The following is a 12546-nucleotide window of genomic DNA, read 5'->3' as shown; positions in this document are numbered from 1 at the left end:
GTGCGCTATGTTTCAGAGACGGCGCCAGCGACAGCTCCAGCCTCTGGGCGATGCGACTTGGAAGTCGATGGCTACTTCGAACCTGGCTAGACGGGAGTCTACCTAGCTGGGATATCGGAGGTTTTTCAGGTGATCCGTAGGCCGAGGCCGGCGCTGGAAGGCTGTGGCTTGCACATTATAGCGGGCTCAAGGGGGCAGATAGGCCCATTGCTTGCCCATGCCGCTTTGTATTTTAAATACTTGCGGCTTTGCACCGACACTCCCATGGAAGTGCCATCGACATGCACTGCGGCAATACGCGAGCAGAGGACGCCCATGTGACTCAAATTATGCCTTTGAGAATGACTGAATTCGGCGTTTTTGCTGCCCGTCGCCAACTGCACCTGTACTCCTAGGTGCAGCACAAGGAGTGGGCAGTGCAGGGCAGTACAGAAAAACAAGGCAGTCAGGTTTTGGCAATTAAACAGCTTATGTATGTATTCCAAAAACACCACGCTGATTCCACTGGAATCATGCTGTCCTCCTGCCACTGTGACCTGGCGATCCAGTTCCGCGTTGTTTCACCATACTCATCATCGCCGCCATCTTCTGGCTTGCTATCGCCTTACTCTGATCAGTCGGAGCGTGAGGCTTCGGCGGTGGGGCCTCTGGCCGGGCGGTATGTCTGACGTGAGTGGCGCTAGCTTTGTGCTGTGTCATCAAGTTAAATTCTCCATTGCGCGCTTTTTCGATCATGCGCAGCAGGTAGGCGAACGGATTCCGCATTGCGTCTGCAGGGCGTGCGGCCCACTGATCAAGCACGTTCTTGCACAATTCATCAGTGAGTAGGGTCATGGCGACGATCGCTTTCTGTCGCTGATCCGGCGGCAATGCCTGGAAGCGGGGTGGGTATTCAGACCTATTATCCGTGCGCGGTACAAAGCTTTTAGATACATATGTATTTGTATTACTACCTGTACTAGATGAGTTCGGATTCCGAACCGGGTCGAATTCGCCCTGTTTACGGCAGGGTTCGGATTCCGAACCCGGTGGCACGACATTCCAAACTGGGGCGGATTTACCGAGTTCGGAATGCTTTTGACTGAGTTCGGAATCGTTTGAGCCGCGTTCGGATGGCTGTGCGGGAATGTCACGCGTGCTGGTGTTCTTGGCGCCGCGCTGCCTGGCAAGACGTTGGCCAATGATGTCGAGACGACTTGGAATGGTTTGTTCGCGCACATCAGGATCCTGGGCAAATTCCTCGAGGGTATAGGCAGCGACCTGGCAGATGGATTTGTTCGCGTGCTCTAGTGAGTTACCTACCAATTCCAGGTAGCCGCGATCGAGCAGCATCGCTTCGGAAATGCTGATTGGTTCGTCGTGGAGCAGGTAGATGTTGCCTTTCATTTGCCCGGTGACCTCGTCACGTACGCGGCCGGCCAAACTGAGCCAGCGGGTCAGGCGCAATGTGGTCAGTGTCTTGGCTACGGTTTCCCGGGAGGCGACCTTGAACGGCGAAGCAGCCAGGTAGGGCTGCAGCTGTTCGTAGGTGGGGAAGGATGTCAGGCCATCGCTGTTAAGCAGCAGCCTGAAAACCTGCCATGCATTACGCTCCAGCGGCGTCAGGCGGTTATCCAGCAACAGCCTTCTGGGTACCGCTTCATGAGGGTTGCCGGTGAACAGGATGCCGGTATTTTCGGTATCGAGAATGGGCGTCAGTGGTTTGATACCGCGCTCAGGTGGCGTTGCTTCTCGCGGTGCAGCGCGGCGCTTTTCGTTCAGCGAGTTCGAGGCTGAATCCAGAAGGGCAGTCAGCGTATCGAGGTTGCCCGGCGTGAATCTGCGTGACGGGTTGTGCATCACAGCAGGTCCTGTTCAATCCAGCTTTGAAGGGTGTTCCAGGTCATGGTCAGGTTGAGTGGCGGCACGCTGTGGGTCATTTTGATTGCGAGTTTCAGCAAGGCACGACTGTCCCGCGGGTCCACCGGATTCTCGCGGTTCAGGCTGCTCCAGCGGTCCCATAGCGCGCGCTCCTGTTCCTGGTTCACTGCTGGCCATCGCCCCTTACGATTGGGCAGGTCAAGCATGGCGCGCCGGAGCGCCACCTCTTTGGCGGACAGGCCAAACAGGTCATGAATCAGCGGCGAGCTTGCACCGTTCTGCAGCGCGCACATGATTAGTTGATCCTCTTCGTTATCCTTGGCCTGAGCCAGCAAACGCTGAACGACGGTGCTGTCCACCACCACTCGAAACCACGGCACGGGCGCGTTGACCAGCACGCTCATGCACTGCGGCTCGATGAGGTCCTTTAGGTCCTGTTCCGCAAAGCCCATCGCCAGACAACTGCGCAACTGGCCGTTGCGCATGTCGTTCAATACCTGGAGCGCAACGGCGAGATTCAGTGGATGTGCCATGGATGTTTCTCCATTTCAGGAATGTCGGGGAGGGTGTTCATGCGCTGGCCTCCAGTTCGATCAAGCGGCGAGCCAGGCGCATCACGCGGAAGACTTTCACCAACGCGTGATCGCTGAGGCGGTCGTTTGCTGACGCAGCTTGGGATTGCTGTCGGGAACAACCGAGCATCAGTTGTCCCAGATCGCCGGAGAGCACCAATGGACTGGTCGTCGCGTCGCTGAAGCTGCCGCTGAGGGACTCCAGTAGCTTGATGGTTGCCGCAGTGACGGATCCCTGAGCAATCTCGATGGTTGTATCGGGAACCAAGCTAAACCCAATGCCCCATTCGCTGGGGCGGAGGATGTCAGGTGCCTGGACTTCGTCAGCCACTTCGCTGGCCAAGCCGAAGATTTGTTGGCGCAGCTCGGTCGGCTCATCAATCTGCCGTTCGATGTACCAGAGATCCGAGACTGGGTGCAGGCCTCCGACCTGCACGGGGATGGCCTGCAGGCAGGCCTCCTCAAAGTCCGGAATCGGTTCGCCTGTTGCCTGCGCCAATTGACGTTTCATGGCCTGAGTGCGCGGCGTCAGCCCTGCGATCGGGGTGATGATATGGCTCTGAATCAGTGCCTGCTGATCTTCGTCGGAGAGTGGTTCGCCGTCCGGCGTGTCATCAGATTGCAGCAGCGGATCTGGTTCAGGTTTAGGCGTTACAGTGAGTTTGCTGTTGTCGGGAGGTGACTCCGTCGATGACTCTCCGGATGAGCCAGAGGAGGGCGCAGGCACAGTAGTCTTCGTCGGAGTTGGCGGCACATCTTTAGCAGGCGGGGCCTTCTCAGCCCCTTTACCTTCCAGCATGTCGAGCTTGAGCCAGTTGTATTCCTTGCCCAGTGGCTCCTGCATCTGATGAATCAGCTCATCTTGAAACCGCTCGAAGCTGAAGTCGGGCTTGCCGTCGAAGCAGTTCAGGATGTCGGTGAAGAACATGCTGAAATCTATATCGGGGTCTCGCGTGTATTGCTGCCAGGTTTTCCCGGCGCTGCGTCTGAGTGATATGAGCCGCTCGATCTGCGGCTTGCCCATCCCGGCGAACAGCAGCGCAGGGATTGCGGGTAGCAGAAACTGCACCGCGTCCTGCATTTTGCTGATGTGTGACTGAGAAACCGGGTACCCATCGGCTCCCAGTAAACGTGCAAGCTCTCGCTGGGAGACCGGCTGACCGGCCTCCAGCTCGTAAAACTCCTTGGCCTGATCGATCCCCAGCGCCCGCTCGATAAACGTCAGCTCTCCATGCATGTCGTTCTCGGCCAGGTGTCCGGTCAAGGCGACGATATCGCCTCGTTTGGGCCAAGGTCGAAACAGGCAGTGAATCTTGAAGAACTGTTCGTCTTTGGTTTCGCTCCAGAGCTCGTTGAGGATCGCGAGCCTCGTGTTGCCGCCGTTGCGAATTGTGAAATGTTCCTCTCCGGGCCGCCGGGTAATCGGCGGCGGCGCTTCCAGGCCACGACTTTTGATCGAGGCCTTGAGCTCATCAAACAGCGGATTGCGATTGATGCGCGGGTTGTGTTCGTAGGGCCGCAGTTTGTCCAGGGTGATGACCATCGGCGTGTCTGCGACGGGGTCGGAGAGCTGCGACATCACAGGGCCGTTATTCATGAACGATCCCTGTAGCAGCTTGCTCTTGATTGTCTCTGGATCGGGAGATTTGGCAGCCATCAGGCACCACCCTCAGCCGCCTGCTGATCACAGGTCAGGCGGTCGATCACGGCATTGGCGCGCTTGAGTTCCTGTTCCAGCTCGAAGCTGCGGAACAGGCGAAACATGATCTCGGCGTTCATGGAGCGCTGCGAGTTGCGGGCTATGTCGGCGATCTGATCCCTCAAGCCGGCTTCATAAAAGCGCACAACGAATTTGTCCTGTTTACGGCTGCTCATTTCGCTTCTCCTTGTTCCGATCCTTGGTTTGCCAGTGTCTGGTAGTGCCACTCACCGACGTCCAGGCTGACGACTTCAACGTCTTTCCATTGCTGTACTCGGCAGGCGAGCGCGTAAACAAAACGGTTGGCGTCGGCCCGGCCGTTTTTCAGGCGAAACACCACGGTGCAGAGGTCATCGCTAATTGGCTTAGTGCTGCTCTTCATGGTGTTCCTCCTCGACTGCATAGCTGCCACATTCCGGGCAGGTGTAGATATCCAGTTCTTCGTCGTTCAGTTGTGGGTCGCTTATGCGTGTTATGGCCCGGTGCAGGGCAAACTCGCTCATGCAGTCCTTGCAGCTTCCGCGGGGCACGGGTCTTTTGTTCATGCTGATGCTCCTTGCCGATCCCTGGCTTCCAGATTGACGAAGCGGGTCTGCGCGGGAATGAATGCGGTGCGCACTATCCCGACAGGTCCGTTTCGGTGTTTGCCGATGATGAGTTCGGCGATGCCTTGGTCTTCCGAGTCGGGGTGGTAAACCTCGTCCCGGTAGATGAAAAGAGTCAGGTCGGCGTCCTGCTCCAGAGCGCCGGATTCACGCAGGTCGCCGTTGTGGGGGCGCTTGTTGGGGCGGTTCTCCAGGGAGCGGTTGAGCTGGGAGAGGGCGATGACCGGGCAGTTGAATTCCTTGGCCACGGCTTTAAGGCCGGCGGAGATGGCGCCGATCTCCAGGTTGCGATTTTCCTTACCGGGGCACTGCATCAGTTGCAGGTAGTCCACCATGATCAGCCGTGGTTTGCCGTAACGCCTTGCTGCGCGCCGCACCCGGGCGCGCAATGCTGTCGGGGTAAGACCAGAACTGTCGTCGACGACCAAGCGTTCGCCATACTGGTTGATCTTTGCGACGCCTGCGGTGAGCTTGGCCCAGTCGTCATCTTCCAGTTGGCCGCGCATGAGTCGGGCGACGTCCAGCTGTCCCAGGATCGCGATCATGCGGTACATCAGCGCCTGGGCAGGCATTTCCAGGCTGTAGATCTGCACGCTGTTGGCCGGATCCTGAGCCAGTACCGCATCGACGATGTTAAGCGCGAAGCTGGTTTTGCCCATCGAAGGGCGGGCCGCGACGATGACCAGATCCGCATCCTGAAATCCTCCGGTTTTCTGGTCCAGATCCACGAGGCCGCTGGGTACGCCTGTAACGCCATTGCCGTGATTGAAGTTGAAGTCGACCTGCTCCAGCACTTTCATCAACGTCTCGTTCACGTCGATGAAGCTGTTGGGGGCGTGTCCCTGTCCCAGCGCAAAAAGCTTCTGCTCGAACTCTTCCTGCACCTCCACGCTTTTAGCCTGTGCAGCCGTAGCATTGCGGCTGCATTCGTGGCCGAGCAGGATCAACTGCCGCAGGTGTGAGCGCTCGCGAACGATGCCTGCATAGACGCTGATGTTGGCCACCGACGGCGTGTTCTTGGCCAGCTCGCTGAGATAACCGAGCCCTCCAGCCTCGGGCACCTCCGCCATGGAGTCGGCCACCGTAACGACGTCGAATCCCTGGTTGGCTGCAGCAAGACTCTGAATCGCTTGAAAAATGAGTCGGTGTTCGCGCCTGAAAAAATCCTGTGCGCTGACCGTGTCGGCGATGAGATCCCAAGCGCTGTTATCGAGCAGCAGCCCGCCCAGCACGCCTTGTTCGGCTTCAATCGAATGAGGTGGTACCAGATCCGTCAGGTTCACGAGGCAAGCTCCTGATCGTCGTTAATCGGAGCGCCCAGCGTGTCGAAGGCCAGCTTGTTGAAATGCGCACGCCACTGCGGGAACAGCTCAGAGGCGAGGGCTCTCATCACGCTAAAAGCTGCTGGAGATCTGCGATTCTGCGGTTGGCGGTATTCAAGCCGATGTGCAGGCGTGCCCTCGGTCGCAGCTCGGCGAAAGCTCACTGCAGCCGGAATGGTGGTGTTCAGCAGATTGATCTGCGGGTGGTCTGCCAGGGTCTCCACTAGCGACTGATAAATCAGGTTCGCATCGTTGGTGGCGTCGAGTTTGTTGATGACGATGTTCAGTGGTGGCGTGTGCACGCCCAACGAGGACAGTGGTTCCAGGTCTTTAAGCAATTGCTGAGTGCCGCGGTAAAACTCCCGGGCAGCCAGCATGTCCGGCGTGATCGGGGAGATCGCGAGGTCGGAGCACAACAGCGCGGTTTCCAGCGTCACCGATCGCGCGCCTTGGGTGTCGATCAGGATCAGATCGAAGTCGTCGGCAAACGCAGGCACCAGATTCTTCAAGCGAAGGCGCCCGTCAGCCGCGTAAAGCAGCATGTTGCTGAGCTGGTTATGGGGATCGTTGGAGAGGATCAGTGACAGATTGGGGATGCAGGTCCGTGAAATGACCTGATCGGCACGCGTGTTGTTTTGGGATATGAGCTGGTAAGTGCCGCCGGGCGCTTCATGCTCAAGGCGATAAAACGAGGACAGCGAGGGTTGCGTATCGAGATCTATGAGGAGGGTGCGGATGCCAGCGTCGGCGCAGAAAGCGCCTAGATTTGCGGTTACCGTGGTCTTGCCAGGGCCGCCTTTGGTCGAAAGGACCGATGCGATTGTCATTATGCTTGCCTCTAGTCGAATGATTAGAGACAGCGCTTTGACTCACGAACTGAAGTGTATCTAGAGGTAAGCAGTAGAGGGTTTGGGTGTTTTCTGGAGGTTTTCAGCGTTTCAGTGACAAAGTCAGTGATCGCGGTAAAAAATCCTACACTACCTGTTCAAACCCTTGAATCTACAGCTTCTTGAAGGTGGCTCCACGACCTGGACTCGAACCAGGGACCCAGTGATTAACAGTCACTTGCTCTACCAACTGAGCTATCGCGGAATGAGCGCTATGTTACTGTTTCAATTGGATTAGTCAAGCGTGTGCCGAAAATATTTTTACTATTCAGTAGCTTGGAGAGGTGGGTTTCCAAAGGTGGTGGGCTTTGGCGTAGTGTAGTTGGCTTGCTCCTTATGACTGATTTCCAGTGAGGTGAAAGAAGTGACTGCCAGCAATCGTCTTGAAACACTATTTCCAACCCTTGAGCAAATCCCTGAGCAGTATCGTCCCGAGAAGGCCATCGAGCAGCGGGAGTATCTGGTCAACGGTACGCTGCAGCTCTGGCAGGGGCCGCTCGCGCCGGTGCGCAGTCCGGTGTGTCTCAGCGCTGCTGATGGTATCCAGTCGGTGATTCTTGGCAGTACGCCGTTGCTCGACTCGGCAACCGCGATGACTGCACTGGAGGCGGCTGTTCAGGCTTATGACCGAGGGCAGGGTGCATGGCCGACGATGCGGGTGGTCGAGCGCATTCAGCACGTCGAGGCATTTCTCAAGCGCATGCGAGAGCAGCGTGAGGCGGTGGTCAATTTGCTGATGTGGGAGATTGGCAAGAACCTCAAGGATTCCGAGAAAGAGTTTGACCGTACCTGCGACTACATCGTCGACACCATCAATGCCCTCAAGGAACTGGATCGTCGCTCCAGTCGTTTTGAGCTGGAGCAGGACACACTCGGTCAGATTCGACGCGTGCCTTTAGGCGTAACGCTGTGCATGGGACCTTACAATTATCCGCTGAACGAAACCTTCACCACGCTCATCCCGGCTCTGATCATGGGTAACACCGTCGTCTTCAAACCCGCCAAGTTTGGTGTGTTGCTGATTCGGCCATTGCTGGAGGCGTTCCGGGACAGTTTCCCGCCTGGCGTCATCAATGTGATCTACGGCAGCGGTCGAGAAACGGTCAGCGCCTTGATGGCCAGTGGCAAGATAGATGTGTTTGCGTTTATCGGGACCAATAAGGCAGCCAGTGATCTCAAGAAGCTGCACCCCAAGCCACATCGCTTGCGTGCTGCGCTGGGTCTGGATGCGAAGAATCCGGGCATCGTGTTGCCGGATGTGGATCTGGATAACGCTGTAAATGAGTCGATCACTGGATCGCTTTCCTTCAACGGGCAGCGCTGCGCGGCGCTGAAGATTCTGTTTGTGCATGAGAGCCTGGTCGATAGCTTCCTGGAGAAGTTCCAGCAGAAACTCGCTCAGCTGAAAGCTGGCATGCCGTGGGAGCCGGGTGTATCGCTGACTCCATTACCTGAGCCGGGCAAGACCGATTACTTGAAAGGTTTGCTTGACGATGCGGTAAGCAAGGGCGCTCGCGTCGTCAATGAGGGTGGCGGGGAGGTCAATGAAACGTTCTTCTATCCGGCAGTGCTGTATCCCGTGACGTCGGCAATGCGGGTTTACCACGAAGAACAGTTCGGTCCGGTGGTTCCTGTTGTGCCGTATCGGGATATTGAGTCGGTCATTGATTACGTACTGGACTCGGATTTCGGTCAGCAACTGAGCATCTTTGGGAATGACTCTGCTCAGGTTGGGCGGCTGGTCGATGCTTTTGCCAATCAGGTAGGGCGCATCAACATCAACGCACAGTGTCAGCGCGGACCGGATCAATTCCCTTTCAATGGTCGCAAAAATTCGGCTGAAGGTACCTTGTCGGTTCACGACGCACTTCGTGTTTTCTCGATCCGCACGCTGGTCGCGACCAAATTTCAGGACACGAACAAAGCGCTGATCAGCGACATCATCCGCAATCGCGAGTCCAGTTTTCTCACCACTGACTATATTTTCTGACGGGTTGTTAGTGAGCTCGTCGGGAGCGATAAACGTAACGGCCTGACGAGCTCATGGTGAGTGACTAATTAAGTGCAGCTTTAATCGCTACACCAAAAAATTGACTTGATATGATTCGCTGCGTCAGTTCGATGCTGTAAAGTGTCCGGCGTTTTGATAGAGCGAACATGCTTGTCCGGCACTGGGAAATATAACGGTGCGTCGAACTCGTTCGTGTGCCATGGTGACGAGCGCTGATTTTTGTTCGAAGAAAATCTCTCCATACGGCAATCAACACCCTCATGCGCGGGCATTTCGCAGACTTTTCTGGCTCAGCGCAGGGGCGGTCCACATTAGCGTCCACTCCAACGCTAAGGTTTTTGAACATGTCATCGAGGCTCTGTAAAAATTACAGCCGTCCGTATTGCAGTAATTACACGTCAGTGGAAAAACATTCATCGAGCATGAAAAGTGGATCCAGTGATGAATGTTGGCAGGTGTGGCTTGTCGGGTCTGATTAATTACCGGTCGGCATCAAAAGCGAAAAGCTAATTTCTACACGACGTTCATATTGAGATCAGGCGGGCCGATAACGCCGTATTTGCTACCTTTGTTCATGTTGCTTGCGTGTGAGGCGGGCGGAGATTTTGTGATGATTGTTGACGACGGTGATGTCTTTGATCGGTTGCTGGCCAACTGTGATCATGAGCCTATCCAGATTCCGGGGGCTATTCAGCCTCACGGTGTGTTGCTGGCTGTCAATGAGAGCACCTGGATCGTGCAGCAAATCAGTGCAAATGCTGATGTGCTTTTCGGTCGTGCCGCATCGGAACTGGCCGGTCAGGAACTCGACGTCGTATTGGGCAATGAGCAGGCGCAGGAAATATGCAGTGCAGCGGCTGCCAGCTCTCTGGATGAGGTGAACCCACTCTCTCTGGCCTATGGCGGAAAGTGGGTGGATTGCACCATGCATCGTCACGATGGGGTGTTGATGCTGGAGATTGAAAATCCCAGCGAGCTCACCTCGGCCAGCATGCAACATCTGGATCGCGGCCTGGGCAGGACCTTGCGTCGTTTGCAAGGCGCAAAGTCTCTCGCAGAACTTTACGAAATAAGTGTCCGCGAGATTCAGGCGATGACCGGCTATGAGCGGGTGCTGATTTATCGTTTCGAGGAGGAAGGGCACGGTCAGGTCATTGCCGAAGCTTCAAGTCCGGGAATGGACACCTACAACGGTCTGTTTTTTCCGGCGTCCGACATTCCGAGCCAGGCCCGGGAGTTATACCGTCTCAACTGGCTACGCATCATTCCTGACGCTCAATATATGCCCGTGCCACTGGTCCCGTTACTGCGCCCGGACACATTACTGCCACTGGACATGACTCATTCGTTGCTGCGCAGTGTTTCGCCGATTCATTGCCAATACATGAAGAACATGGGCGTGCAGTCCTCAATGAGTATTTCGCTGCTCAAGGACGATCGCCTGTGGGGCTTGATCAGTTGCGGAAATCGTACGCCCCTGCTGGTGCCGCACGGCCTGCGTGCAGCTTGCCAGAGTATTGGTCAGGTACTGTCGATGCAGATCAGCGCGCTTGAGGAAGCCGGAATTGCCCAGCAGCGGCAGAAGAAAGAGGTCATGCTCGCTGAGCTTGTACAAACCATGCGCCTGGCACCGCAGCAGGATGTGTTGGAGGCGTTGGCGCAAAATCCTGAGCGGTTGATGGCGCTGACCGGCGCATCAGGCATTGCGGTATTGGTTGAAGATCGCTTGCATACCTGGGGGGCGTGCCCGGGCGATGAACAAATCCAGACGCTTTACGCTTGGGTTAAACAGCAGCCTGTCGGCATTTATGAGTCAGCCAGCCTGAGTGCAGACTTTCCCGATGCGCATGAATATCAGGATGTCGCGAGTGGGTTGCTGAGTTTCACTTTACCCAAGCCGGTGGACAATGCGGTGCTTTGGTTTCGCCCCGAGGTCAAGGAAAGTGTCAACTGGAGCGGTGACCCCAGCAAGCCTATGGAGCTTTCGCAAACCGAAGGCGGCAACCGACTCCAGCCGCGCAAGTCGTTTGAAATCTGGAAAGAACAGGTCAATGGCAAGGCGCATCGATGGAGCGCTGGCGACCTGTTCGCCGCAGCCGATTTGCGGCGCTCAGCGCTGGAAACGGACCTGGCTCGTCAAGTGTTGCGAGAGCAGGACGCGGTTCGCGCGCGGGACGAGCTGGTTGCGGTGGTCTCTCATGACCTGCGTAGCCCGATGACGGTCATTGTCATGCAGTGCGGCATGATGCAGCGATTGATAGGTGCCGATAGTGGCCCCTCGTCCAAGCGTGTCAACTCTGCTATCGATACCATGCAGCGGGCGACGACGCGGATGACGAATTTGTTGGAGGACTTGCTGGATACGTCGAAGATCGAAGCGGGTCGCTACTCCATCGCGTCTCAGCCGATGGATGTCAGCCAGATACTCGAAGAGGGATATTCACTTCTCGCGCCGTTGGCGCTGAACAAGTTTATCGAGCTGAGCTTTGTCTCTGAGCCAGACCTGCAGATTTCTGCCGATCCGGAGCGGTTATTTCAGGTGTTGTCCAATCTGGTTGGCAATGCCATCAAGTTCACCCCAAGGGAAGGCCGCGTCGGGGTCAGGGCCGTAAAAGAGGGGGGGTACGTCAGGTTCTGCGTCGCTGATACGGGGGCGGGTATTGCTCAGGAGCACCTGCCTCATGTCTTTGAGCGTTATTGGCGAACCAGGCAAGGCAATCCGAGTGGTACTGGCTTGGGGCTGTACATCTCGATGGGCATCATCAAGGCCCATGGTGGCGATCTTTGGGTTAGCAGCCAGTTGGGCCAGGGAAGCGAGTTCAGCTTCACGGTGCCATTGGTTGCCTCTCAAACATGTCCGCTTGTCTGACGCTGGCAATATCGGTGATCGGCAGGAGTCGACATGGATTATCCCATCCGGCAAGGAGCAGCCATCATGGTTTCACGCGCACCCGAGCAGCTGTTTTTTGAAGAGGACCGAGAGGTCCCTAACAGTCGATTGCCGGTGTTGGTGTACCGGGGAGTATCGTTTGAGAGCGCCGACACGGCTGCCGGGTTTGAACGTCTCTTTACCCATAATCATTGGCCAGCGTTATGGCGTGACGTGATTTTTGATTATCACCACTATCATTCCACGGCCCATGAAGTGCTCGGGGTTGCCAGCGGCGCGGCGCGGGTGATGCTTGGTGGCAAGCGCGGGCAGGAAGTCACGATAGCGTCAGGAGATGTTCTGGTATTGCCTGCTGGCACCGGTCACTGTTGCCTGGAGCGAAGTGACGATTTTCTGGTAGTGGGCGGCTACCCGTCCAATCAGAGCCGGTACGACATCCAGCGCGCCGACCACGCTGCATTGAGTGCATCCCGGCAGCGTATTTCCGAGGTCCCATTGCCTGCGGCCGATCCGCTTTCCGGAGCGAGAGGCGCCTTGTTACGGATCTGGACTTGAGTGTCCCGATCGGACCGGCCAGTCAGTTAATTTCGTTATTAGCCGCGGCATTGTTTGGATTACCGGGGCGGCTTCTATATTCTTTCCTTCATACGCTATTCAGGGATATCGGATGCGCTGTCGTTCGGCATCTGAATAGGCGACT

The 12546-nt window shown here is 56.5% G+C and carries 11 protein-coding genes and 1 tRNA gene; 3 read left to right on the top strand and 9 right to left on the bottom strand.

Features of this window, described 5'->3' with window-relative positions; all coding sequences use genetic code 11:
- Positions 1 to 510: 510 nt before the first annotated feature.
- The 9 genes from KDX30_RS00880 to KDX30_RS00840 form a co-directional block, all read right to left on the bottom strand.
- Complete coding sequence (locus KDX30_RS00880; protein ID WP_231674685.1) at positions 511 to 1839, bottom strand: STY4528 family pathogenicity island replication protein; 1329 nt, start codon at positions 1837 to 1839, stop codon at positions 511 to 513.
- Entirely contained in the window at positions 1839 to 2393 is a 555-nt protein-coding gene (locus KDX30_RS00875; RefSeq protein ID WP_231674684.1) for a DUF2857 domain-containing protein, read from the bottom strand. The genes KDX30_RS00880 and KDX30_RS00875 overlap by 1 nt, the downstream gene beginning before the upstream one ends.
- Before the next feature lie 37 nt (positions 2394 to 2430).
- On the bottom strand, positions 2431 to 4089 hold the full coding sequence (locus KDX30_RS00870; RefSeq protein ID WP_231674683.1) for a ParB family protein: 1659 nt from the start codon (positions 4087 to 4089) through the stop codon (positions 2431 to 2433).
- On the bottom strand, positions 4089 to 4307 hold the full coding sequence (locus KDX30_RS00865) for an Arc family DNA-binding protein (RefSeq protein WP_049826795.1): 219 nt from the start codon (positions 4305 to 4307) through the stop codon (positions 4089 to 4091). Before KDX30_RS00865 ends, KDX30_RS00870 begins: the two co-directional genes overlap by 1 nt.
- Positions 4304 to 4513 (bottom strand): hypothetical protein, encoded by a 210-nt coding sequence (locus tag KDX30_RS00860; RefSeq protein ID WP_231674682.1) that lies wholly within the window; start codon positions 4511 to 4513, stop codon positions 4304 to 4306. The genes KDX30_RS00865 and KDX30_RS00860 overlap by 4 nt, the downstream gene beginning before the upstream one ends.
- Positions 4497 to 4676 carry a hypothetical protein gene (locus KDX30_RS00855; RefSeq protein ID WP_027899057.1) on the bottom strand — a complete coding sequence of 60 codons (180 nt, stop codon included), beginning with the start codon at positions 4674 to 4676 and terminating at the stop codon, positions 4497 to 4499. Before KDX30_RS00855 ends, KDX30_RS00860 begins: the two co-directional genes overlap by 17 nt.
- Positions 4673 to 6019: a replicative DNA helicase gene (dnaB, locus tag KDX30_RS00850; RefSeq protein ID WP_231674681.1), complete on the bottom strand. Its 1347-nt coding sequence runs from the start codon at positions 6017 to 6019 to the stop codon at positions 4673 to 4675. Before dnaB ends, KDX30_RS00855 begins: the two co-directional genes overlap by 4 nt.
- Entirely contained in the window at positions 6016 to 6885 is an 870-nt protein-coding gene (locus KDX30_RS00845) for a ParA family protein (protein WP_231674680.1), read from the bottom strand. The genes dnaB and KDX30_RS00845 overlap by 4 nt, the downstream gene beginning before the upstream one ends.
- Before the next feature lie 189 nt (positions 6886 to 7074).
- Positions 7075 to 7150 (bottom strand) — tRNA-Asn (locus KDX30_RS00840).
- Between the two features lie 159 nt (positions 7151 to 7309).
- Here KDX30_RS00840 and KDX30_RS00835 point away from each other — a divergent pair.
- From KDX30_RS00835 to KDX30_RS00825, 3 genes are all read left to right on the top strand, one after another.
- Positions 7310 to 8935, top strand: a complete 1626-nt coding sequence (locus KDX30_RS00835; protein ID WP_231674679.1) for an NADP-dependent glyceraldehyde-3-phosphate dehydrogenase — start codon at positions 7310 to 7312, stop codon at positions 8933 to 8935.
- A gap of 631 nt (positions 8936 to 9566) precedes the next feature.
- Entirely contained in the window at positions 9567 to 11825 is a 2259-nt protein-coding gene (locus KDX30_RS00830; protein ID WP_231674678.1) for an ATP-binding protein, read from the top strand.
- Positions 11826 to 11858: 33 nt separating this feature from the next.
- Positions 11859 to 12401, top strand: a complete 543-nt coding sequence (locus tag KDX30_RS00825) for a cupin domain-containing protein (RefSeq protein ID WP_231674677.1) — start codon at positions 11859 to 11861, stop codon at positions 12399 to 12401.
- Positions 12402 to 12546 lie beyond the last annotated feature (145 nt).

This window comes from Pseudomonas quasicaspiana (assembly GCF_021147825.1).
In the GTDB taxonomy this organism is placed as follows: domain Bacteria; phylum Pseudomonadota; class Gammaproteobacteria; order Pseudomonadales; family Pseudomonadaceae; genus Aquipseudomonas; species Aquipseudomonas quasicaspiana.
Note: the sequence above shows the minus strand (reverse complement) of the source record. Positions and strands in the feature narration are given on the sequence as shown.